General features: G+C 71.6%; 20 protein-coding genes and 1 tRNA gene. 16 read left to right on the top strand and 5 right to left on the bottom strand.

Annotated features, from left to right (window positions below):
• The first annotated feature begins 6 nt into the window (after window positions 1–6).
• From KJS59_RS23340 to KJS59_RS23305, 8 genes are all read left to right on the top strand, one after another.
• Window positions 7–819 (top strand): ABC transporter permease, encoded by an 813-nt coding sequence (locus KJS59_RS23340; RefSeq protein ID WP_213455110.1) that lies wholly within the window; start codon window positions 7–9, stop codon window positions 817–819.
• Window positions 820–904: 85 nt separating this feature from the next.
• On the top strand, window positions 905–1,924 hold the full coding sequence (locus KJS59_RS23335; protein WP_249714765.1) for a YihY/virulence factor BrkB family protein: 1,020 nt from the start codon (window positions 905–907) through the stop codon (window positions 1,922–1,924).
• Window positions 1,925–2,105: 181 nt separating this feature from the next.
• Window positions 2,106–3,284 (top strand): ROK family protein, encoded by a 1,179-nt coding sequence (locus tag KJS59_RS23330; protein ID WP_213455108.1) that lies wholly within the window; start codon window positions 2,106–2,108, stop codon window positions 3,282–3,284.
• On the top strand, window positions 3,281–4,870 hold the full coding sequence (locus KJS59_RS23325) for a sugar ABC transporter ATP-binding protein (RefSeq protein WP_213455107.1): 1,590 nt from the start codon (window positions 3,281–3,283) through the stop codon (window positions 4,868–4,870). The genes KJS59_RS23330 and KJS59_RS23325 overlap by 4 nt, the downstream gene beginning before the upstream one ends.
• Window positions 4,867–5,916, top strand: a complete 1,050-nt coding sequence (locus KJS59_RS23320) for an ABC transporter permease (RefSeq protein WP_213455106.1) — start codon at window positions 4,867–4,869, stop codon at window positions 5,914–5,916. The genes KJS59_RS23325 and KJS59_RS23320 overlap by 4 nt, the downstream gene beginning before the upstream one ends.
• Before the next feature lie 74 nt (window positions 5,917–5,990).
• Window positions 5,991–7,049, top strand: coding sequence for a substrate-binding domain-containing protein (locus KJS59_RS23315; RefSeq protein WP_213455105.1), 1,059 nt, complete (start codon window positions 5,991–5,993; stop codon window positions 7,047–7,049).
• A 46-nt stretch (window positions 7,050–7,095) separates the two neighbouring features.
• Complete coding sequence (locus KJS59_RS23310) at window positions 7,096–8,271, top strand: Gfo/Idh/MocA family protein (RefSeq protein WP_213455120.1); 1,176 nt, start codon at window positions 7,096–7,098, stop codon at window positions 8,269–8,271.
• Between the two features lie 17 nt (window positions 8,272–8,288).
• Entirely contained in the window at window positions 8,289–9,296 is a 1,008-nt protein-coding gene (locus tag KJS59_RS23305; protein ID WP_213455104.1) for a sugar phosphate isomerase/epimerase family protein, read from the top strand.
• Window positions 9,297–9,359: 63 nt separating this feature from the next.
• Here KJS59_RS23305 and KJS59_RS23300 read toward each other — a convergent pair whose 3' ends face one another.
• Window positions 9,360–9,671, bottom strand: a complete 312-nt coding sequence (locus tag KJS59_RS23300; RefSeq protein WP_213455103.1) for a hypothetical protein — start codon at window positions 9,669–9,671, stop codon at window positions 9,360–9,362.
• A 210-nt stretch (window positions 9,672–9,881) separates the two neighbouring features.
• Between KJS59_RS23300 and KJS59_RS23295 the strand changes: the two genes are divergently transcribed.
• Window positions 9,882–9,957 (top strand) — tRNA-Asn (locus KJS59_RS23295).
• A gap of 184 nt (window positions 9,958–10,141) precedes the next feature.
• Entirely contained in the window at window positions 10,142–10,636 is a 495-nt protein-coding gene (locus tag KJS59_RS23290; RefSeq protein WP_213455102.1) for a DUF2306 domain-containing protein, read from the top strand.
• 49 nt (window positions 10,637–10,685) lie between these two features.
• Here KJS59_RS23290 and KJS59_RS23285 read toward each other — a convergent pair whose 3' ends face one another.
• From KJS59_RS23285 to KJS59_RS23275, 3 genes are all read right to left on the bottom strand, one after another.
• Window positions 10,686–12,209, bottom strand: coding sequence for a flotillin family protein (locus KJS59_RS23285; protein WP_213455101.1), 1,524 nt, complete (start codon window positions 12,207–12,209; stop codon window positions 10,686–10,688).
• 15 nt (window positions 12,210–12,224) lie between these two features.
• The gene (locus tag KJS59_RS23280; protein ID WP_213455100.1) at window positions 12,225–12,755 is read right to left on the bottom strand and encodes a hypothetical protein; all 531 of its coding nucleotides are present in this window, start codon (window positions 12,753–12,755) and stop codon (window positions 12,225–12,227) included.
• A gap of 119 nt (window positions 12,756–12,874) precedes the next feature.
• Window positions 12,875–13,699: a protein phosphatase 2C domain-containing protein gene (locus KJS59_RS23275; protein WP_213455099.1), complete on the bottom strand. Its 825-nt coding sequence runs from the start codon at window positions 13,697–13,699 to the stop codon at window positions 12,875–12,877.
• 221 nt (window positions 13,700–13,920) lie between these two features.
• On the opposite strand from KJS59_RS23275, the gene KJS59_RS23270 reads away from it, so the two are divergent.
• The 6 genes from KJS59_RS23270 (at window position 13,921) to KJS59_RS23245 (ending at window position 21,161) form a co-directional block, all read left to right on the top strand.
• Window positions 13,921–14,286, top strand: coding sequence for an ArsR/SmtB family transcription factor (locus KJS59_RS23270; RefSeq protein ID WP_213455098.1), 366 nt, complete (start codon window positions 13,921–13,923; stop codon window positions 14,284–14,286).
• Window positions 14,283–14,540, top strand: a complete 258-nt coding sequence (locus tag KJS59_RS23265; protein ID WP_213455097.1) for a hypothetical protein — start codon at window positions 14,283–14,285, stop codon at window positions 14,538–14,540. The genes KJS59_RS23270 and KJS59_RS23265 overlap by 4 nt, the downstream gene beginning before the upstream one ends.
• A 128-nt stretch (window positions 14,541–14,668) precedes the next feature.
• On the top strand, window positions 14,669–15,889 hold the full coding sequence (locus tag KJS59_RS23260) for an alpha/beta hydrolase family protein (protein ID WP_213455096.1): 1,221 nt from the start codon (window positions 14,669–14,671) through the stop codon (window positions 15,887–15,889).
• A 223-nt stretch (window positions 15,890–16,112) separates the two neighbouring features.
• The gene (locus KJS59_RS23255; RefSeq protein ID WP_213455095.1) at window positions 16,113–17,219 is read left to right on the top strand and encodes an endonuclease domain-containing protein; all 1,107 of its coding nucleotides are present in this window, start codon (window positions 16,113–16,115) and stop codon (window positions 17,217–17,219) included.
• Between the two features lies 1 nt (window position 17,220).
• Window positions 17,221–17,886, top strand: a complete 666-nt coding sequence (locus KJS59_RS23250) for a hypothetical protein (RefSeq protein ID WP_213455094.1) — start codon at window positions 17,221–17,223, stop codon at window positions 17,884–17,886.
• Window positions 17,883–21,161 (top strand): ATP-binding protein, encoded by a 3,279-nt coding sequence (locus KJS59_RS23245; RefSeq protein WP_306345195.1) that lies wholly within the window; start codon window positions 17,883–17,885, stop codon window positions 21,159–21,161. Before KJS59_RS23250 ends, KJS59_RS23245 begins: the two co-directional genes overlap by 4 nt.
• A gap of 182 nt (window positions 21,162–21,343) precedes the next feature.
• Here the strand turns inward: KJS59_RS23245 and KJS59_RS23240 are convergent, their stop codons facing one another.
• On the bottom strand, window positions 21,344–21,550 hold the full coding sequence (locus KJS59_RS23240) for a hypothetical protein (protein ID WP_213455093.1): 207 nt from the start codon (window positions 21,548–21,550) through the stop codon (window positions 21,344–21,346).
• Window positions 21,551–21,576: the final 26 nt, after the last annotated feature.

The following is a 21,576-nucleotide window of genomic DNA, read 5'->3' as shown; positions in this document are numbered from 1 at the left end:
GAAGCCGTGGTCACCGCCCTCGCCCTGCCGCGCCTGCTGCGCCTGCCCGCCGCCGGCCGCCGCGCGGTCTCCGTCACCGAGCGGAACGTCGTCGCGCTCAAGTCGTCCTACTGGGTGGTGCTGATCTCCGGCTTCTTCGAGCCGGTGCTCTACCTGCTCTCCATCGGGGTCGGCGTCGGCAAGCTCGTCGGCGACCTCACCCTCCCCGGCGGCGTGGTCGTCACCTACGCCGCCTTCGTCGCCCCCGCCATGCTCGCCTCGTCCGCGATGACCGGCGCGCTCGCCGAGACCACGTTCAACTTCTTCGGCAAGATGAAGTACCTCAAGCTGTACGAGGGGTTCATCGCCACGCCGGTGCGCCCGTTCGAACTGGCCCTCGGCGAACTGGCCTGGGCGATGGTGCGGGGCAGCGTCTACTCGGCCGCGTTCCTCGTCGTCATGGTCGCCATGGATCTCACCACCGCGCCCCGTGCCCTGCTCGCCTTCCCGGCCGCCGTCCTGGTCGGCTTCGCGTTCGGGGGCCTGGGCATGGCGCTGTCCACGTTCATGCGCAGCTGGCAGGATTTCGACCTGATGGGCTCCGCCCAGTTCGCCCTGTTCCTGTTCTCCGGCACGTTCGTGCCGCCGGACGGGTACCCGGTGGCGATCCGCTGGCTGGTGGAGGCCAGCCCCCTGTATCAGGCGGTCGTGCTGATCCGGGGCATCACGCTCGGCTCCCCGGGCTGGTCGCAGGTGGGTGCGACGGTGTATCTGCTGGCGGCCACGGTGCTGGGCCTGGTGGTCGCCGGCCGCCGCATGACGAAGCTGCTCTGCAAGTGACTCCCGCCGCGCCCGTAGGGGCGGGTGGGTAGGAGTTGTCCGTCGTGGGCACATGCGCCGCAGTGATCGGCTGCGGGAGGTACCCATGGCGGGGCGGGAGACCGGGGGTGCGGGGGCGCACGGCGCGCGTGCCCTGGGCGGCGCGGGTCCGGAGGAGGGGCCGCGGAGGCCCGCGCAGGTGACGCGCCGGGGGTGGGCCGCGGCGCTGAAGCGGACCGCCAGGGAGTACCAGGCGGACAATCTCGGTGACTGGGCGGCGGCGCTCACCTACTACGGGGTGCTCTCGCTGTTCCCCGGGCTGCTGGTGCTGGTCGCCATCCTGGGGTTGCTGGGGCTGGGCACGATCAACGCGATCCTGGACAACCTGGAGACGATCACCCCGGGCGCGGTGCAGACCGTGCTGAACGGCGTGGTCCAGCAGATCGGCCAGGGGCGGGGGACCGCGGGGGTGGTCGCGGCCTTCGGGCTGGTGGTGGCGTTCTGGTCGGCCTCGGGGTATGTCGCCGCGTTCATGCGGGCCTCGAACGCGATCTACGACGTACCGGAGGGGCGGCCCATCTGGAAGACCCTGCCGATCCGGGTCGGCGTGACGGCCGTGGTGGAGGTCCTGCTGGTGTTCAGCGCGGCGATCGTGGTGTTCACCGGCCGGCTCGCGGAACTGGTCGGTCATGCCCTCGGTTTCCGCTCGGCCGTGATCACGGCGTGGGGGATCGTCAAGTGGCCGGTGCTGATCGTCCTGGTCAGCCTGATGTTCGCGATCCTGTACTGGGCGTCGCCGAACGCGAAGCGCAGCGGGTTCCGGTGGGTGAGTCCGGGCGGGGTGCTGGCGGTGCTGCTGTGGATCGTGGTGTCGCTGGTGTTCGGGGTCTACGTGGGCAACTTCGGGTCGTACAACAAGACGTACGGCGCGCTCACCACCGGCGTGATCTTCCTGGTCTGGTTGTGGATCTCGAACATCGCGATCCTGCTCGGGGCGGAGTTCGACGCGGAGCTGGAGCGGGAGCGGGCGATCCAGGCCGGGGTGCCGCCGGACCGGGAGCGGTTCGTGGAGCTGCGGGACACCCGCAAGCTCCGCAGGAGGGAGAACAAGAAGGGTCGGCGGTAGTCATGACCCGGTAAAGACGGGAACGGTTTCGCATATCCGGGCCAGTACTTCTGCTGAGATCAGCAAAAGTTCGAGCACGAATCGCAAGAAGGTCTGGACAGCCGCCACAAAGGGCTCCTAGTGTGTCCGGCACAACACCTCGGTGTTCCGCCCCGTCACACGCCCCGCGGGAGTTGCCCGAATGCGCACCCTCGAACCCCCGCACCTGCGGCTGCTGCGCCTGCTGCGCGACCAGGGCGCGGTGTCCCGGGCGGAACTGGCGGACCGGCTGGAGATGCCCCGGCCGCGGCTGCTGGCGGAGGTCGAGCGCCTGGTCGGCGCCGGGTACGCGGCCGAGGCCGGGCTGGCCGCCTCGCGGGGCGGGCGCCGGTCCACCCTGGTGGAGCTGAGCCCGAAGCTGCGCCTCGGCGCGGTGGACCTGGGCGTCACGTCGATCGACATCGAGGTGACCAACGGCCGGCTGGAGCCGCTGGCGGCGTACAGCGAGCCGGCGGATATCCGCCAGGGGCCCAAGGCGATCCTGCACCGGGTCACGGAGCTGCTGGCGAAGGCGAAGGTGGACGGCGCGTACGAGCGCCTGGACGCGATCGGGATCGGGGTGCCGGGGCCGGTCAGCTTCCGGGACGGCGTGCCGGTGTCCCCGCCGATCATGCCGGGCTGGGACCGGTTCCCGGTGCGTGAGCTGCTGACCCGGGAGCTCGGCTGCCCCGCCGTGGTGGACAACGACGTCAACATCATGGCGGTGGGGGAGCGGCACGGCGGGGTCGCGCACTCGGTGGACGACTTCCTCTACGTGAAGATCGGTACCGGGATCGGCTGCGGCATCTACCTCAGCGGTGAGGTGTACCGCGGTACCGACGGGTGCGCCGGGGACATCGGCCACATCCAGGTGGACACGCACGGGCCGGTCTGCTCCTGCGGCAACGTGGGCTGCCTGGAGGCCCTGTTCAGCGGGGCGGCGCTGGCCAAGGACGCGCTGGCGGCGGCCCGGTCGGGCGGCTCGCCGGCGCTGGCCGAGCGGCTGGCGAACGCCGGCACGGTGACGGCGCGGGACGTGGCGCAGGGCGCCATGGAGGGCGACGTCACCTGCATCCGGCTGATCCGGGACGGTGGGCGGCAGGTCGGTGCCGTGCTCGCCGGCCTGGTCAGCTTCGCGAACCCGTCGATGATCGTGATCGGGGGTGGGTTGGCGCAGTTGGGGCACATCCTGCTCGCGGAGATCCGCAGCGTGGTGTACCGGCGTTCGCTGCCGCTGGCCACCGGCAACCTGCCGGTGGTGCTGTCGGAGCTGGGCCCGCGGGCCGGGGTGGCCGGCGCCGCGGTGCTCGCCAGCGACCTGGCGTTCGAGCAGGCGTCATGAGCGCGAGGAGCGCCCGGAGCGTGCCGGGCCGAGGTGCCGGCGGACGTGGGGCCGCGGCGGTGGCGCCCGCCACGGAACCCGTCCTCAGGCTGCAGGGGGTCGTGAAGACCTTCCCGGGCGTGCGCGCGCTGGATGGGGTCGAGGTGGAGGTGCTGCCCGGCGAGGTGCACTGCCTGCTCGGGCAGAACGGCGCCGGCAAGTCCACCCTGATCAAGGTGCTCGCCGGCGTGCACCGCCCGGACGCCGGCACGATCACCTGGCGGGGCGCGCCGGCGAGCTTCGCGGATCCGCAGGCCGCGATGAGGGCCGGCATCGCCACCATCTACCAGGAGCTGGACCTGGTGGAGGAGATGTCGGTCGCGGAGAACATCTTCCTCGGCCACGAGGACCGGCGGCTCGGCTTTGTCCGGCGTGCACAGATGGCCCGCCGGGCCCGGGAGATCCTGGCCCGGCTGGGCCACCCGGAGATCCCGCCGCACCGGCCGGTGCGGCTGCTGCCGGCGGCCGGCAAGCAGGTGGTCAGCATGGGGCGGGCGCTGTCCCACGCGGCGCGCCTGATCATCATGGACGAGCCGAGCGCGGTGCTGGCCCACGACGAGGTGGCGAACCTGTTCCGGATCATCCGGGAGCTGACCGCGCAGGGCATCGCGGTCATCTACATCTCGCATCGGCTTGAGGAGATCCGCGAGATCGGGGACCGGGTGACCGTCCTCAAGGACGGCCGGACCACCGCCGCGAACCTGCCGGCCCGTACCACGCCCACGAAGGACCTGGTGAGCCGGATGACCGGCCGCACCATCGAGTACGTCTTTCCCCGGCGCACCGCCCGCGAGCCGGGGGAGGAGCTGCTGCGGGTCGAGCACCTGAGCCGCCCGGGCGAGTTCGCGGACGTCTCGCTCAGCGTCCACAGTGGCGAGATCGTGGGGATCGCCGGGTTGGTCGGCTCCGGCCGGTCCGAGCTGCTGGAGACGATCTTCGGGGCACGCCGGGCGGCCGGCGGTACCGTGCGGGTGAACGGCCGGGCGCTGCGGCCCGGCAGCGTCGGCGCGGCGGTGCGGGCGGGGCTCGGCATGGCGCCCGAGGAGCGCAAGAGCCAGGCGCTGCTGCTGGGCGAACCGATCTACCGCAACGTCACGCTCGCCGCGTTCGGCGCGTACGCGACCGGCGGGCTGACCAACGCCGCCCGGGAGCGCGCCGAGGCGGAGCGGGTGGCCGGCCAACTGGACCTGCGCCCGCGGGACGTGCGCCGCCCGGTGGGCACCCTCTCCGGCGGCAACCAGCAGAAGGTGGTGGTGGGCCGCTGGCTGCTCGGCGGCACCCGGCTGCTGCTGCTGGACGAGCCGACCCGCGGGGTGGACGTGGGCGCGCGGGCCGAACTGTACGAGCTGATCCGCGAGCTGACCGCCCGGGAGGTCGGCGTGCTGCTGGTCTCCAGCGAGGTGCCGGAGGTGCTGGGGCTGGCGGACCGGGTGCTGGTGATGCGGGAGGGCCGGGTCGTCCACGAGGCACCCGCCGACGAACTGGACGAGGGCACGGTGCTGGACCTGGTGATGGCCGGGTCGCTGATGGAAGAGGCTGCGGTATGAGTGCGACCGAGGCGCCCGCCTCGCCGGTCTCTCCGGCGGACGAGCGGACCACCACCGGGCCGGGCCGGCGGTGGGGTGGGCTGAGCGAGACCGCCCTGCGCAACCTGGCCCTGGTCGGGGTGCTGGTGGTGCTGGTCATCATCGGCGCGGTGACCCGGCCGGACCTGTACGGCGACCCGGTCCGGGTGCGCGACAACGTGTTCACGATCCTGGAGCAGGCGTCGGTCATCGGCGTGGTGACCGTCGGCATGACGTTCGTCATCATCGGCGGCGGCATCGACCTGTCGGTCGGCGCGATCGTGGCGCTGGCCGGCGTGTGGTGCACCACCGTCGCCACGCAGAGCTACGGCACGTTCGGCATGATCTTCACGGCGCTCACCGTCGGCCTCTGCGTCGGCCTGGTCAACGGCGGGCTCATCTCGTACGGGCGCCTGGTGCCGTTCATCGCCACGCTCGCCATGATGGTGGCGGCCCGCGGCCTGGCCGCCAGCATCTCCGGCAAGCAGACGCAAGTGTCGGAGAACCGCACCATCAACGCGATCGCCAGCACCGACGTGCTGGGCATCCCGCTGCTGGTCGTCATCCTCGCGGTGGTGGTCGCGGCCGGCTGGGTGCTGCTCAACCGCACCACGTTCGGGCGGCGCACGGTCGCCGTCGGCGGTAACCGGGAGGCGGCCCGGCTGGCCGGCATCAACGTCACCCGGCATACCATGCTGCTGTACGCGCTGTCCGGGCTGTGCTGCGGGATCGCCGCGATCATGCTGACCTCGCTGAGCACCTCCGCCCAGGCCGGCGCCGCGAACCTGTACGAGCTGGACGCGATCGCGGCGGCGATCATCGGCGGCACGCTGCTCTCCGGCGGCCGGGGATCGATCATCGGGTCGCTGCTCGGCGTGCTGGTGTTCTCCACCATCACCAACCTGTTCGCCATCAACAACCTGGCCACCGAGGTCCAGAACATGGTCAAGGGCGGCATCATCGTGGCCGCCGTGCTGGTCCAGCAGGTCAGGTTCAAGTCCCTCACCACGATCTTCGCCCGTACCTGACAGACCCCACCACCCCTGGGTGACCGTCCGACGTGGACGGTCGCCGGGAGCCACGCACCCCTGAGGAGACCGTCATGACCCAGAACCGGCTGAACCTGCCCCGGCGGCGGCTGCTGTTCGGCGGCGCGGCCGTCGGCGCGGGCGCGCTGCTCGCGGCCTGCACCAGCAACGAGAAGGAGCCCACGAGCGCGCAGACGAAGGGACCGGAGGCCGGCGGCAACGCCAACGCCAACGCCGGCCGGCAGGTGACGATCGGCTTCTCCGCGCCGGCCGCCGACCACGGCTGGATCGCGGCGATCACCAACAACGCCAAGGCGCAGGCCGGCACGTTCAGCGACGTCACCCTGAAGCAGGTCGAGGCGGGCGCGGACGCGGCGGCGCAGCGGGCCGCGCTGGACACGCTGATCGCCGAGAAGCCGGACATCATCGTGATGCTGCCGCACGACGGCAAGGAGCTGAACGCGAGCGGACTCAAGGCGATGCAGGCCGGCATCCCGGTGGTGAACCTGGACCGGGCGTTCCCGGACGCGCTGGCGTACCGGCTCCAGATCAAGGGCGACAACTACGGCATGGGCGTGGCCGCCGGCACGTACATCGGCAACCAGCTCAAGAACAAGGGGGTCAGCACCCCGGTGATCGGCGAGATCGCCGGCATCGACTCGCTGGAGCTGACCCAGGAGCGCAGCGCCGGGTTCAAGGCGGCGCTGGCCACCTTCGGCTTCACGGTGGCCAACCGGCGGGCGGCGGAGTTCACCGCGGACTCCGGCCAGCGCGAGGCGGCGAACCTGCTGCAGGCGCTGCCGAAGCTGGACGCCCTGTGGAACCACGACGACGACCAGGGCATCGGCGTGCTCGCCGCGATCAACCGGGCGAACCGCACGGAGTTCTTCATGGTCGGCGGCGCCGGCTCGAAGAAGGCGATCGAGGACATCCAGGCGGACAACACGGTGCTCAAGGCGACGGTCACCTACAGCCCGTCGATGGCGTCGTCCGCGATCTCGCTGGCCCGGCTGATCGCCCAGGGCCGGGGCCTGGCCGACCTGGTCGAGCTCCAGGTGCCCAAGGAGATCATCCTCGCCTCGGAAACGATCACCAAGGACAACGCGGGCGACTACCTCAAGCTCGGGTTCTGAGTACCGGCGGGAGAGCCACACAGTGTCTGAAGAACTGCGGATCGGCATGGTCGGCTACGCGTTCATGGGTGCCGTGCACTCGCAGGCGTGGCGGACCGTGAACCGGGTGTTCGACCTGCCCCTGCGCGCCCGGATGACCGCCGTCTACGGGCGGGACCCCGCCCGGGTGGCGGAGGCGGCCGGCCGGCTCGGCTGGGAGGGGTACGGCACCGACTGGCGCGAGCTGGTGGCCCGGGACGACATCGACGCGGTGGACGTCTGCACGCCGGGCGACAGCCACGCCGAGATCGCCATCGCGGCCCTGGACGCCGGCAAGCACGTGCTGTGCGAGAAGCCGCTGGCCAACTCGGTGCCGGAGGCGCGGGCGATGGTCGCCGCCGCCGAGCGGGCCCGGGCCAACGGGCAGCTGTCGATGTGCGGGTTCAACTACCGGCGGGTGCCGGCGGTGACCCTGATGCGCCAGCTCGTGGCGTCCGGCCGGCTGGGCGAGATCCGCCACGTCCGGGCGGCCTACCTGCAGGACTGGATCGTCGATCCGCAGTTCCCCCTGGTGTGGCGGCTGCGCAGGGAGCGGGCCGGGTCGGGCGCGCTGGGCGACATCGGCGCCCACATCATCGACCTGACCCAGTACGTGACCGGGCAGCTCGTCACCGGGGTCAGCGCGATCACCGAGACCTTCGTGCGGCGGCGGCCGCTGCTCGACGAGGGACCGGCGGGCGGGCTGGCCGGCGCCACGGGCACCGCCGGCACCGGCGAGGTCACCGTGGACGACGCCGCCGTGTTCGTGGCCCGGCTGGCCGGCGGCGCGCTGGCCACCTACGAGGCGACCCGGTTCGCGACGGGCCGCAAGAACGCGCTGCGGGTCGAGGTGAACGGGTCGCTGGGCTCGGTCGCCTTCGACCTGGAGCGGCTGAACGAACTGGAGTTCTACGACGCCACCCGGCCGGCCGCCGAGCGGGGCTTCGCGACGGTCCTGGTGACCGAGCCGGAGCACCCGTACCTGTCGGCGTGGTGGCCGGCCGGGCACATCATCGGGTACGAGCACTCGTTCACCCACGAGATGCGCGACTTCCTGGCGGCGGTCGGCACCGGCGCCGACCCGCACCCGTCCTTCGCGGACGCGTTGCAGGTCCAGTTGGTGCTGGCCGCGGTGGCCGGCTCGGCGGAGTCCGGGTCGTCCTGGACCGAGGTGGAACCCGTCGCGGCCGAACTGGCCGCCTGACGCGAGGAGAGGGAGGCATGGCGCGACCGATCACGCTGTTTACCGGCCAGTGGGCCGACCTGCCGTTCGAGCAGGTGTGCCGGCTGGCCTCGGAGTGGGGCTACGACGGCCTGGAGATCGCCTGCTGGGGCGATCACTTCGAGGTGGACCGGGCGGTCAACGAGGACGGGTACGTCGAGCGCACGAAGCAGACGCTGGCCAAGTACGACCTGGCCGTCTACGCGATCTCGAACCACCTGGTCGGCCAGGCGGTCTGCGACCACCCGATCGACGAGCGCCACCGGGGCATCCTGCCGGCGCGGATCTGGGGCGACGGCGAGCCCGAGGGGGTGCGCCGGCGGGCCGCCGAGGAGATCAAGGACACCGCGCGGGCGGCCGCGAAGCTCGGCGTCCGGACCGTGGTGGGGTTCACCGGCTCGCCCATCTGGCACACGCTGGCGATGTTCCCGCCGGTCCCGCCGGAGATGATCGAGCGGGGGTACCGGGACTTCGCCGACCGCTGGAACCCGATCCTGGACGTCTTCGACGAGGTGGGGGTGCGCTTCGCGCACGAGGTGCACCCCAGCGAGATCGCGTACGACTACTGGACCGCGCGGCGGACGCTGGAGGCGATCGGCCACCGCCCCGCGTTCGGGCTGAACTGGGACCCGTCGCACTTCGTCTGGCAGGAACTGGACCCGGTGAACTTCATCCTGGACTTCGCCGACCGGATCTACCACGTCGACTGCAAGGACGCGAAGGTGCGCACCGGCGACGGCCGGCGCGGCCGGCTCGCCAGCCACCTGCCCTGGGCGGACCTGCGCCGCGGCTGGGACTTCGTCTCGACCGGCCACGGCGACGTGCCGTGGGAGGACTGCTTCCGGGCGCTGAACGCGATCGGGTACGCCGGGCCGATCTCGATCGAGTGGGAGGACGCCGGCATGGACCGGCTGGTCGGCGCGCCGGAGGCGTTGCGGTTCGTGCGGCGGCTGGCGTTCGACGCGCCGGAGGCGGCGTTCGACGCGGCGTTCAGCAGCGACCGGTGAACGTGTGCGGCCGCCCCCGGTCGGGGGCGGCCGCACGCAGCGCTGACGGATCAGGCTGGTGGATCAGTATCCCGACGGCGACTCCGTCGAGGACGGGCCGCTCGTGGTACCCGCGTAGCTCGCGCCGTCGCTCGAGCCCGCCGCGAGGCCGGAGTTGAACTTCTCGCCCAGCCTGGTGTGGGCGAGCTTGTCCTTGCTCTCGGAGTAGAGCTTGGTGGCCTGCGCCTGTGCGACACCGGCCGCCTCCTGCACGGTGGGGTGCTCCCATACCTTGCGGGCGTTCGTCACGATCTCCTCGTACCGCTCACGCCCCGCCCGGGCGCCCAGGACGAAGCCCGCGGCCAGCCCACCGATAAACCACAGCTTGCCGCGCATGGCGACTCCTTCCAGATACCTGCGGTTGGTCCGTGTCCCCAGGCTTACCCATCCTCCCCCTCGATCAACCCGTGAGGGGGAGGGACGTGCCGATTTATCCCATAATTCCGTCGTGACCCCGTGTTGGGGGAACCGGTTGACCCGGTGGCGGGGGCGTCCTGTACGCTAGGCAGCGCACGATCGCGGGTGGCTCCATCCAACCCGCGTCGTTCCCCCGTAGCTCAATTGGCAGAGCAGCCGGCTGTTAACCGGCAGGTTTTTGGTTCGAGTCCAAACGGGGGAGCCACCCTCCTTTCGATGTTCCCTGCCGGTTTGGCGTTCTGTCGCACCCCTCAGTCACCACTCTGGTCGCGCCTGTGCGCGAAGGGGCGCCCCAGTGGAGGGGCGCCGAGACTCGGTGGTGGCGTTGAGCGGGCCGACTAGCATCGACAACCCACTGAGTCGGGTCGCGGGGGGTAGGGATGAACTGGGTGCACACGGTGCTTATCGCCATCCACGCGACCGCGGGCGGGGCCGGTCTCCTGCTCGCGGTCCCGGTGGTCCTCGCCCCGAAGCGGCGCGGCCGGCACCCCGTCCTCGGCCGGGCGTACGCCATCTGCGCCGCGCTGCTCTGCGCGTCCGCGTTCGGGCTGATCCTGTCCGATCCGGGGCGCCTGATCGGGCTGGCGGTCATCGGCGCGCTCACCGCCGTCTGGGTCGCCGGTGGGGTGTGGATCGCCCGGCGCCGGCCCGTGATCGGCGGCCGCCCGGACGCGTGGCGCCTGGTGCACCTGACCCTCATGGGCAGCAGCGTGGTCTCGTTCGTCACCGCGTTCGCGGTCCAGATCACCGACGGCAACGTGGCCGCCTGGCTCGTCCCGTCCGTGATCGGCTCGCTGCTCATCGCCCGGGCGAACGCCCGCGAGACCGCCCGGCAAAACGCCCCCCGGACGGCGGCCGAACCCGCCGCGGCGGCCACCAGGTAGACACGCGTCGAGGGCCGGCCCGAAAGGGCCGGCCCTCGACGTCGCCGCTTTACTCGGCCGGCTTGCTCTCCACCGCCGTTGCGGCCTCCACCGCCGCCGCGGCGCCGTTGCGGGTGGCGCCCAGCCTGGCCAGCAGCCCGGCCAGGTCCACGCCGGTCAGGTCGCTGCCGAGTTGCAACCCCTGCGCCACGTTGCTGGCCACCGACTTGGTCAGCGTGGAGGCGCCGTCGGTGGAGATGACCGTCATCTTGTCGATCGCGCTCATCGGGCGGCTCGCCGCCTCCACCACCTGCGGCAGCACGCGCAGCAGCAGGTCCAGCACGGCGGCCTCGCCGTACTCGGAGAAGGACTCGGCCTTGGCCCGCATCGCCTCGGCCTCGGCCTGGCCGCGCGCCTGGATGGCGGACGCCTCGGCCGTGCCCTCCCGCTCGATCGCGTCCGCGATGGCGGTGCGCCGGCGCTGCTCCGCCTCGCCCTCCTTGGCGCCCTCGATCGCGTTCGCCTCGGCCAGCGCCGCGCGCCGGGCCCGCTCGCCCTCACCGACCAGCCGGGCCTGCTCGGCCGCGGCCTGCGCGGCGGCGATGGTCGCCTGCCGCTCCGCGTCGGCGCGCAGGATGGCCGCTTGGCGGGCACCCTCCGCCTCCTGCTCCACCTTGTACCGGGCCGCGTCCGCCGGCTTGCGCACCTCGGTGTCCAGTTGGCGCTGCTTGAGTTCGGCGTTGCGCTCGGCCACCTTCTGCTGCTCGGCCAGGATCGCCTGGTCCCGCTCGGCCTGGGCGAGCGGGCCCGCCGCGGCCGACTTCGCCTTCGCCGCGTCGATCTCCGCCTGGATCGAGGCCTGCTTGAGCGAGAGGTTGCGGTTCGCCTCCGCGATCGCCTCCTCGGCCAGCAGCCGCTCCTGCTCCGCCGCCTGCCGGGCGCGCGCCTCCGCGATCGCCGCGTCCTTGAGCACCCGCGCCGCCTCCGGCCGCCCCAGGTCCTGCAGGTACGTCCCCTCGGCGATGATGTCCTGCAACTGGAACGTGTCCAGCACCAGGCCCTGGTTGGTCATCGAGTGCTCGGCCTCCTCCGCGACCGCGGACGCGAACGCCGCCCGGTCCCGGATGATCTCCTCTATCGTGAGCCGGCCGACGATCGACCGCAGCGCGCCGGCCAGCACCTCCCGGGTGAACTCCTCGATCTCCGCCTGCTGGTGCAGGAAGCGCTGGGCGGCCGCCCGGATCGCGTCCTCGGTGCCGCCGACCTTGACGATCGCCACACCCTGCAGGTTCGCCCGGATGCCCTGCTTGCTGACCGCGCCGGTGATCTCCACGTGGATCCGCCGGCTGGACAGGTCCAGGGTCTGGACCTTCTGCACGACCGGCACGACGAACACCGACGCGCCCATCACGACCTTCTGCCCGGACAGGTCGGTTGCCCGGGTACCGTCGGCGGCCTGCACGGCCCGGCCCTTGCGGCCGGTCACGATGAACGCCTCGTTGGGGCCGGCCACCTTGATCCGGGAAAGAATGAACAGCACGAGGAACACGAACAGCAGGACAGCGCCGCCGATCGCGACGAGCATGGGGGTCATCAAACCGTCCTTCGGTCAGTTCTGCTTTATCGAGCGGATTTCTTCGACGACGACACTGGTGTCGCTCGGCGCCTCGATGACGAAGACCTCGGCGCCCAGCGGTATCGGGCGGTCGGCGCGGGCGTTGAGTTTCACCGGCTGCCCGGCCACCCGCAGCCGGACCTCGCCGTACCCCTGCGCCGGGATCGGGGTGACCACCACGCCGAACGTCCCGACCATGTCCTGCCGCGTGGGCGTCGCGTCGGTACGCATCTCGCGGGCGGCGCGCGCCAGTCGCAGCGCGACGTAGCCGGTCGGCAGCGCCGCCACCGCGCCGATGGCCGCGGCCAGCGCCACGGGACCGGCGGAATGGGCGTCGAGCAGTTCGCTGGCGATCGCGCCGACGAAGCCGAACGCCCCCACGAACCCGGCGACCGCCTCCGTGGAGACCGGCCCGTCGACGTCCGGCTGGCCGAAGTGCAACAGCTCGGTGCCGAGCAGCCCGAGCGCGAGCACGGCGACGCCGAGCCCGCCTATGATCAGGAAGACCACCGTCGCCGTCGCCATGACCCCGCCTCCCGCCCTCTGGGAATCCTGAGGATAGCGAGGTCGTGCCACCGGCGTGGTACGGCGCAGTGGGTTTATTCGGTCGCCGTTCTGCCGTAGCTGGGAATGGTCCGCGGGCGCTACGTCAGATCCGTGCAGTAAGCGGCGGTGGCGTCGTCGTAGGTTTTGCCGCGGGGCCAGCGGCCGGCCCGCGGGTCGGATGCTTCCGCGGCGCGGACGTGGCGGATGAGTTCGGCCGGACCGTCGTCGCGCAGGATCGCGAGCAGGCCGGGCCAGTCGGTCAGCTCGAAGTGGTCCACGAGCCGGCTCGCTCCGTCGCTGAGCATGGCCACCGCGGTGACGTCCTCGACGGGCAGGCTTGCGGTGATGGCCTCGTTGACGGCCTGCGGGTCGGCGGCGGCGACCCAGAATCCGCCGGGCCTGTTGCGGTAGGCGCGCATCGTCTGTACGAAGTCGCGCAGGGCCTCGTCGTGTTCGGGTGTGCCGTTGGCGAGACCGTCCACTGTGCTCCGGTACTGCTTCCCGAGGCGTTCCCCACGGTCGTCGGTGACGACGACCGGTGTGCCGCCGGCCCGATCGAGCACGAGTACCGAGTCGGCCAGGACCAGGTATTCAAGGGTGTCGCCCCGGTGCCGGAGCATGACGACGGTCGCCGACGGCGTTCCGGGGTCGTCCAGGTCGCAGGTGTCGGCGTGCGCGGCGGCGGTCTGGCCGATGGCGTCGGCGAGGATGGTGGCGAGATCGTGGTCTTCGTCGCCGGCCAGGCTGGTGAGCAGGGTGCCGCCGAGCCGGCGGGTGTACCAGGCGACGCCGTGCCGGCACCGGGACGTGGTGCCGGCGAGGCCGGCGCCGTCGAGCAGGACCGCGGCGTTCGGGGTGGCGGCGGTGAAATCCTCGTTGGGCTGGCCCGGCTTGGCCGGGCTGGTTGCCATCGTGACCCGCATCAGTTGACCCCCCGGCGCAGCGGTGTCTGCCGCCGGCGCGGCGAGATTCGGTGCTACGGCCCCAATCTAGCCCAAACCGAACCGCGCTCCCGCGGCTAAGGGGCCGATCGCGCCGGTTGCGCCTGGCGCTGGCGTACGCCGCGGGGAGTCGCCGCACCCTCATTGACAATGGGATGGCATGTGCAAATCTTTTCTTGCACGTGCCAAGGAGGTCATTGGACATGACCGAACGAACCGGCGATGAGCTGGTACAGGTGCTGGCCACGCTGGCCAGCCCGCACCGGCTCCGCGTCGTCGCGGCTCTCGCGGGCCGGCGCAACTACGTCAGCCAGCTCGCCCGTGAGCTGGGCATCAGCCGGCCGCTGTTGCAGGTGCACCTGCGCCGGCTCGAGGCGGCCGGGCTGGTGTCGTCGACGGTTGAACTATCGGAGGACGGCAAGGCGATGAAGTTCTATGAGGTCAATCCGTTCGTGGTGCGGGTGACGCCCGAGGCGGTCATCGCCGCGGCGCGCACCCTCAGCGCGGACGGCGAGGACGGCGATCCCGCGGCGGACCGGCGGCCCCGCGGGCGGAAGGACGGTCGATGATGGATGGCAACGTGTTCGTCCTCGGGATACTCGGACTGCTCGCCCTCGTCGCGGTGGTGACGATCTGGCAGATGTTCGCGACCTGGCGGGCCCGGGCCATGCTCGCCCGCGAGGACGAGTACCGCGGGCTCAGCGCCCGGGCCGTCGCCGCGCAGGAGAGCAGCAGCCGCCGGCTCGACGAGATCGCCGCCGAGGTGACCCAGGTGCGGGTACGCCTCGACGCGATCGAACGGATCCTGACCGTCGTCGAGTAGAGCACCGAGGTACTGGGCTGCCGAGCGGGCACTCGGCAGCCCAGGAGGTGGAAGACGCACAACCCGCGCCGCCGAGCGGCGCGGCTGGACAAGCACGTACCTCCGCCGACAAGGCGAACACCACCCCCATGTCGCTTGCAACCAGGCGGGCCGCGCCCCGGGCAGCCGCCGGCCTCGCCGCCATCGCGATGCTCATGGTGCCCGCCGTTAACTGGCGGATGCCGGCGGCGTCCGCCTCACCGGCCAACGTGAGTACGACCGCGGTGACAGTCCACAGTGAACCGCTGGATCTGCCCGGCAGCGTACTGGCGCCCACCGCGCCGGCCGGGCGCCGGCCCGGCCTCGTCATCGTGTACGACTCGGGGCCGCGCCGCCGGGCGACCTACGAGGCCGAGGCGCGTCTTCTGGCGGAAGCGGGCATCGTCACCCTCATCTACGACAAGCGCACCTCCGGGTACTCGATGACCAACCGCTCGTTCGGCGCCCTGGCCGACGACGCCCTCGCCGCGGTCGAGCTGCTCCGGGCCCGCCCGGACGTCGACCCGGCCCGGGTCGGTCTGCTGGGCCGCAGCGAGGGCGGCTGGGTCGCGCCGCTCGCCGCGAGCCGCTCCCCGCACGTCGCGTTCGTCATCACCGTGGGCGCGAGCGGACTCCCACCGGCCCGCACGCAAGCCTGGAGCAACGTCACCCACCTCGACCACGCCGGCGTCAGCGAGTCACTGTGGACACCGCTGGGGGTCAACCCCACCCGCGTCCTCGTCGCGGCCGGAATGTTCGGCGCGGCCAACTACGACCCGGCCCCCGCGCTGGAGCGGACGCGTCAACCGCTGCTCGCCGTGTTCGGGGCAAACGACCGCTCCACCGCGCCGGGCGAGACCGTGCGCCTCTTCGCCACGGCGCTGGAGCGCCGCGGCAACCAGCACTACACGATCCGGGTCCTGCCCGACGCGGACCACCGGCTGCACCGCTCGCGGGACGGCTTCACCCAATCCGATCAGCTCGCGCCCGGCTACGTCGACCTCATCACGTCCTGGATCACCGGCCCCGGCCAGGCACCGCCTGCGCCCGTCGTAGACCCCGCTCCCACACAGGGCATCGACAGCTCACCGCTATCCCCATTGGCGTGGTACGAGTCGATCCCCATGCACCTCGGCGCGCTCGAATGGTCGCGTAACGCGGATCGTCGTGCTCACCGGTTCCGTTATTTTCCTGCCCTGGGCCGTGTACTGGGGACTCCTGCTGCCCTGAGCCCCGTCGTGCTGGTGTCCCACGCTCCCGAGCCCAGGACACCAGCACGCGCTCATGGCCACCATGGACAGAGGAACGACGTCCCTTCTGTCTTGTCGTAGGTTTCGCAGTCCATCGATCAGCCCGTGCTGGAAGCACGCTCGGCCACCGCCGCCGTCCCGTTGGGGCTGGCGCCGGCTGCTCGCGGACGCGAGCGCTGGAGACCGGTCGACACCATCTGGCGATGGGACGGGGGGCACCCGTTGATCGGCCAGGAAATGATGTCGGACAGTGCCGAAGTGCCCACGGCCGGGCGATTGCCACTCCAATCAGCGGCTCGCCAGAATGAGCGCCGTCATGTTAGGCGAGCCAATGATCTTCTCTCTTTCGGAAATTTCGACCGACCGAGTGGTGTGGATCAAATGCTTCCACCCGGACGACACGGATCTTGCGATAGCGGACGCGCCGCCCGATGCGCCCGCGGTCATCTTTCAGCGAACGGCGGGCTCGCGGAGCCAGAGCGCGGTGGTCACCTCGATCCTGGACGGGATGGAGACGGTCGCCGGTCAACTGTTTCCCGCTTGGCTGCCGGGCGCCGAAGGCATCGCGACACCGGCCGGCGCGGCGCCGGCCGCCGTCCGGGCGCTCGCCCTCGCACATGCCGCCGGCACCGCCCAGTACGGCCCCTTCCTCGCCGACCTGGCGGCCGGCGCCCTGGCCGGGCCCGGGCCGCACACGCGGCGGCATCAAGCCGAGGTACGCGCGCCCGGTCTGGCTCGGGTGCTCGCGGCCGGCCTCGGGCGGTCGGCCTGTGCGTTGCTCCTGCGACCGCCCGAGGATCTCGATGCGGGCGGCGCGCTGGCCCTGGTGCGGGCGGCGCAATGGCTGGTCGACCCCGGTCGGCTCGCCGTGTGGATCTGCGGTGGATCGCTGCCGGCCATCGACTGTCTTCCGGAAGTCGCGGTGGCTCGACCGGTCCGGGAGACCTCGGTCCCCCGACCCGGACCGGACGTTTCCGGCGCCCGGCCCCGGGCGCCGATCGACGGGCGCCCGCCACGGGAGCGGTCAGCCGGCAAACGACCGCGTCGCAGCGCCGCCGGCAAGCCGCATCCGGAGAGCAACGTAGAGGTGGTGCTCGAAACCGTCCTCGCCGATCGACCCTGGGCGGCCGGCCGGGCGTGGAATCACACCGTCAGGCCGGGTCCGCTGGTCAACCCCGTTCGGGTCGACCTGCTGTGGAAACGGGAGCGATGCATTGTCGAAATCGACGGCGATGACCATCGGGCGGCGGGGAAGTACGCGGCGGATCGACAGCGCGACGTGCTGCTCCAACTCCACGGGTACGCCGTACTGCGCTTCACCAACACCCAGGTGCTCGACGACATCGAGAACGTACTCGCACTTCTCCAACAGTTCCTCGCCAACCGCAGGCGGGCCGGGAAAGGAAACTGACGTGTCGGACGAACCTTTGACGGCGGTCGAGACGGCCGTGATCTTCATTCTTCTGGCCGAGGCGGGCCCGGTCTCCAATGTGGGGTTGACCCAGGACCACGGTTGCCACCTGAAGAAGGGGTCGCGGGAGAAGCTGGAGCGGTTGAAGCTGATCGAGGTCGATCGCCGCTCGGGCCGGCTTGTGCTGAAGCTGGGCGCCGAGGGCTGGGCGCACTGCGCGGCTCAGCTTGACGCTGGCTCGGCACCTCCTCGCTCAGGTGCCGTCGGTGGCGCCCTCTACGCGGTGCTCCGGCGCTGGAGCCGATTCCTGGCAGCGCAGCGGTCCACTCTCGACCATTTCATCGCCATGTCGAACGCCCCCGCCGCAATCGGCGCGTCCGGCCGCGAACCGGCGCCGGTCGAGCCGGACGTGGCGGAGCGCGTACGTGCGGCGTACCGGACAATCGCCCGTCGCGCCGGCGACCTGGTGAGCCTCGCCGACCTGCGTGACCGGCTCGGCGACCTCGCCCCGGCCGACGTTGACGCGGCGCTGCGCCGGCTCAACCGCCAGCGCGGCGTCACCCTCGTGCCCGAGGCGAACCAGAAGACGCTCGATGCGCGGACCCGGGCCGCCGCCGTGGTGCTCGGCGACCAGCCCAAGCACTCGATCTCGATGGGGGCGCCGTGACCGAGGCAATGCTCAAAGCGCTTGCGCATCTGCAGTTCAACTACACGCCGACCAGGAACGACGTCTGGCACCCTCCGCGGTTCCACGTCGACGGCCTCCACCCGGAGGTTCTCACGACCATCCTTGACGGCTTGGCCGCGGCCGAGCGGAGCCCGGACGCCAGCCCGATCGGCGTCGCGGTGCGGGGTCAACGGGGTGCCGGGAAGACCCATCTGCTCAGCCGGGTCCGCGAACTCACCCAGCTCAGGGGAGGCTACTTCTTCCTGGTCAACCTGCTCGACGCCAACACGTTCTGGCGCAGTGCCGCGGCGTCGATCGTCGACGGTCTGCACCAGCCGGTTGACGACGAAGGTACGACACAGCTGGACGCGTTCCTGCAACGCCTCACGGATGCGCTAGACCTTCCCGTGGTGACCCGGACGGCGGTCACGGGCCGGGCCCCGATGACACCGGATCTGCTGGACGCGTTCGTGGCCGCCCTTGGCGGCATGAGCCGCCAGATCGGGATCGAGTGCCGGGACACCGCCCGCGCGCTGGCCCTGCTCGCCGGCCCCGACCAGCGGGCGCAGGACGTCGCGATGTCGTACCTGCTCGCCGCGGACGAGGCGGAGGCCGGCGAACGTGGCGCGTGGGGCATCCGGCCGTCCCGGCGGCTGCCGCAGGAGATCGTCTCGGACGTGTCCCGGCTGCTCGCGCTCACCGGACCGTCGGTCATCGCGGTGGACCAGGTCGACGGCCTCATCGCGCAGGTGGCGAACCGGAGCCACGTCTCCACCACGCCGACCGAGGCCGACGCGGCTGGTTGGCACGCGGCGGTCCTGCTTGACCAGGTAGCCAGCGGCCTGATGGAGCTGCGCGAGATGACCCGGCGCACGGTGACCGTTCTCGCGTTGCTGCCGGTGTCCTGGGCATTGATCAAGAGCAACGCGGTCGACACCGTGCAGGACCGGTTCCGCGAGACGGCCATCCTCGAGTCGATCCCGGACGCCGGCGTCGGCCGGGCGCTGATCGAGCGCCGGCTCGCGGCGCACTACGAGGAGGTCGGGTTCGCGCCGCCCTACCCGACCTGGCCGGTGCGCCCGGCGGCGTTCGTCGACGCTGTCGACTTCACGCCGCGACAGCTGCTCATCAAGATCGAGCGGCACATCCGCTCCTGCGTGCTCGGCGGCGAGGTCACCGAGATGACCACGCTCGCTGCCGCCGCCGAGGCACCGGCGCCAGCGCCGGCCGACCACTCAGCACTCCGGCTTCTGGACGAGCGGTACGCGGCGCTGCGAGAACAGGCACAGGTCGCCGGGTTGCTCGATCCGGCTCACGAGGACACGGAGGTACCGTCCCTGCTTGCGTCCGCCCTGGACGCGTGGATCCGGGAGGGTGCCGACGGCGACTTCGACCAGGACACGGTCCCGGTCCGCAAGCCCGCGCTGCACGCGAGGTTGCGGCGGACGCTCGACGAGGGGACCGGAGATGAGGCCCACTGGGCGTTTCGGGCCATCGCGGAGCAGCACTACAACGCCGAGCTGGCCCGGCTGCGCAACGCGTGCGTGGCCGCCGGCCTGGCACACGGAGTCGCTCAGCGGCGGCTTTTCGTCCTGCGCAACGACGAGTGGTCGGACAGCCCTCGGCGGCGCAAGGCGGTCGAGGAGTTCGTCGCGGCCGGCGGTCGGACACTGCGGCTTGGCGACGACGACCTGCGCAGCCTGGTCGCGCTGCGGGCGCTGCTCGCCGAGGAGCCGGACGGCCTACATGCCTGGCTGGCGGACCGACGCCCGGCGTCGAGGACGGCTCTGCTGGCGACGGCACTCGCCGACGCCGGACGCGAGCCACCCGCCGGCGAGGCGCCGCCCGGTGCGGGAGCGCGGCGGGAACCGCCCCGCGCGGGCGAGACTCACGCCCTGGAAACGGCGCCAGATGGTCCGGCGGGGGGAGTGCCGCCCGCGCCGCAGGTCGAAAAGCCCGCGGAGCCGGTCGGTGGCGCTGCCGATCCCGTTGCCCCGGTTGCACCCGCCGGGGTGTACCTGCGGGTGGGTTTCGAGTTCGACCGGGACGACCCCATCCACGTGGCGCTGTCCGCGTTACGCAAGCACATCGCCATCTTCGCCGGCTCGGGATCGGGCAAGACCGTCCTGATTCGCCGGCTGGTCGAGGAGTGCGCGTTGCTGGGCATCTCCGCGATCGTCCTGGACCCCAACAACGACCTCGCCCGCCTCGGTGACGGTTGGCCGGACGAGCCACAGGCATGGGGCGAAGCCGACGCTCAGGCGGCAGCCGACTACCTCGACTCAACGGATGTCGTGGTCTGGACACCGGGGCGGGAGGGCGGACGGCCGCTGACCTTCCAACCACTGCCCGACTTCAGCGGCGTACGCGACGACCCTGACGAGTTCACACAGGCGGTCGACAGCGCGGTCGACGCGTTGGCGTCGCGCGCCCAAGTGGCCGCCAACACGGCCAAAGCGCTGCGTGGCCAGGCGGTGCTGCGTCAGGCGCTGCGGCACTACGGCCGCCATGACGGGCCGACCACCCTCATTGGCCTCATCGAGCTGCTGAGGGACCTGCCAGACGGGGTGAGCGAGCTGGCCGGTGCGGCGGCGATCGCCGCCGACCTGGCGGAAAACCTGGAGGCCGCCCGGATCAACGACCCGCTCTTCGGTGGTACCGGAGAATCGGCCGACCCGGGCACCCTGCTGACACCGGCGCCCGGCAAGCGCGCCCGCGTGTCCGTCATCAGCTTCGTCGGGCTGCCGGGCGAGGAGAAGCGGCAGGGCTTCGTCAACCAGTTGCAGCTGGCCCTCTTCTCCTGGATCAAACGCAACCCGGCCCGCGACCTGCCGTTGGGCGGCCTGCTGGTGATGGACGAGGCGCAGACGCTGGCGCCGTCCGGCCCGGTCACCGCCTGCACGCGCAGCACGCTGATGCTCGCCTCCCAGGCCCGCAAGTACGGCCTGGGCCTGGTCTTCGCAACGCAGGCGCCCAAGGGGTTGCACAGCCAGATTCCGGGCAACGCGGCGACGCAGTTCTTCGGTCTCCTCAACGCGCCGGTGCACATCGAGGCGGCCCGCGAGATGGCCCGCTTCAAGGGCGGCGACGTGCCGGACATCTCGCGGCTGAGCAGCGGACAGTTCTACGTGGCGGTCGAGGGGCAGCCGTTCCGCAAGGCCCGCACCCCGCTGTGCCTCAGCCACCACCCCGCGAGCCCGCTGCCGCCCGAGGACGTCATCGCCCGCGCCCGGCGGGTACCGTCCGCATCGAACGACACGGGGATACCCACATGAGGTCGGTTGAGGAGGTGCAGGACGGGGTGCGGCTGACTACCCGGCCGTTGGACGCCATAAACGACCAAGCCTCAATGAAGGGCACCCCGGCCTGCGCCTCCAGTCTGACCGAGGTCAGAAAGATCGACAACCCACTGGTCAGTCGACTGGTGGTGGGGAGGTCGCGCCCGCTCCGTGCCCCATCACCTGAAGAGTTCCCGGACCGCGTCCAACGCCAGCGCGAACAACGCACGCAACCATCGGCGGGCACCGCGAATCCGAGGCTCCTTCGCTGCCGCAGGCGCCTGCGGCAGCGAAGGAGCCTCGGATGTGGGGTCGTAGCTCTCCATGTAGAAGCTTCGGGTCTCGCTTGAACGGGTGTAGGTGGCGATCACGGTGCGTCGGTGCATGGGCGTCCTCCCTCGTGGCGGTCACC

Origin of the sequence: Rhizomonospora bruguierae, from assembly GCF_018397995.1 — a bacterium.
GTDB lineage: Bacteria > Actinomycetota > Actinomycetes > Mycobacteriales > Micromonosporaceae > Rhizomonospora > Rhizomonospora bruguierae.
Note: the sequence above shows the minus strand (reverse complement) of the source record. Positions and strands in the feature narration are given on the sequence as shown.

Coding starts and splice junctions, on each gene's coding strand:
- KJS59_RS23335 (WP_249714765.1), top strand. CDS start 905: ATGGCGGGGCGGGAGACCGGGGGTGCGGGGGCGCACGGCGCGCGTGCC.
- KJS59_RS23330 (WP_213455108.1), top strand. CDS start 2,106: ATGCGCACCCTCGAACCCCCGCACCTGCGGCTGCTGCGCCTGCTGCGC.
- KJS59_RS23325 (WP_213455107.1), top strand. CDS start 3,281: ATGAGCGCGAGGAGCGCCCGGAGCGTGCCGGGCCGAGGTGCCGGCGGA.
- KJS59_RS23320 (WP_213455106.1), top strand. CDS start 4,867: ATGAGTGCGACCGAGGCGCCCGCCTCGCCGGTCTCTCCGGCGGACGAG.
- KJS59_RS23315 (WP_213455105.1), top strand. CDS start 5,991: ATGACCCAGAACCGGCTGAACCTGCCCCGGCGGCGGCTGCTGTTCGGC.
- KJS59_RS23310 (WP_213455120.1), top strand. CDS start 7,096: ATGGTCGGCTACGCGTTCATGGGTGCCGTGCACTCGCAGGCGTGGCGG.
- KJS59_RS23305 (WP_213455104.1), top strand. CDS start 8,289: ATGGCGCGACCGATCACGCTGTTTACCGGCCAGTGGGCCGACCTGCCG.
- KJS59_RS23300 (WP_213455103.1), bottom strand. CDS start 9,671: ATGCGCGGCAAGCTGTGGTTTATCGGTGGGCTGGCCGCGGGCTTCGTC.
- KJS59_RS23285 (WP_213455101.1), bottom strand. CDS start 12,209: ATGACCCCCATGCTCGTCGCGATCGGCGGCGCTGTCCTGCTGTTCGTG.
- KJS59_RS23280 (WP_213455100.1), bottom strand. CDS start 12,755: ATGGCGACGGCGACGGTGGTCTTCCTGATCATAGGCGGGCTCGGCGTC.
- KJS59_RS23275 (WP_213455099.1), bottom strand. CDS start 13,699: ATGCGGGTCACGATGGCAACCAGCCCGGCCAAGCCGGGCCAGCCCAAC.
- KJS59_RS23270 (WP_213455098.1), top strand. CDS start 13,921: ATGACCGAACGAACCGGCGATGAGCTGGTACAGGTGCTGGCCACGCTG.
- KJS59_RS23265 (WP_213455097.1), top strand. CDS start 14,283: ATGATGGATGGCAACGTGTTCGTCCTCGGGATACTCGGACTGCTCGCC.
- KJS59_RS23260 (WP_213455096.1), top strand. CDS start 14,669: ATGTCGCTTGCAACCAGGCGGGCCGCGCCCCGGGCAGCCGCCGGCCTC.
- KJS59_RS23255 (WP_213455095.1), top strand. CDS start 16,113: ATGAGCGCCGTCATGTTAGGCGAGCCAATGATCTTCTCTCTTTCGGAA.
- KJS59_RS23240 (WP_213455093.1), bottom strand. CDS start 21,550: ATGCACCGACGCACCGTGATCGCCACCTACACCCGTTCAAGCGAGACC.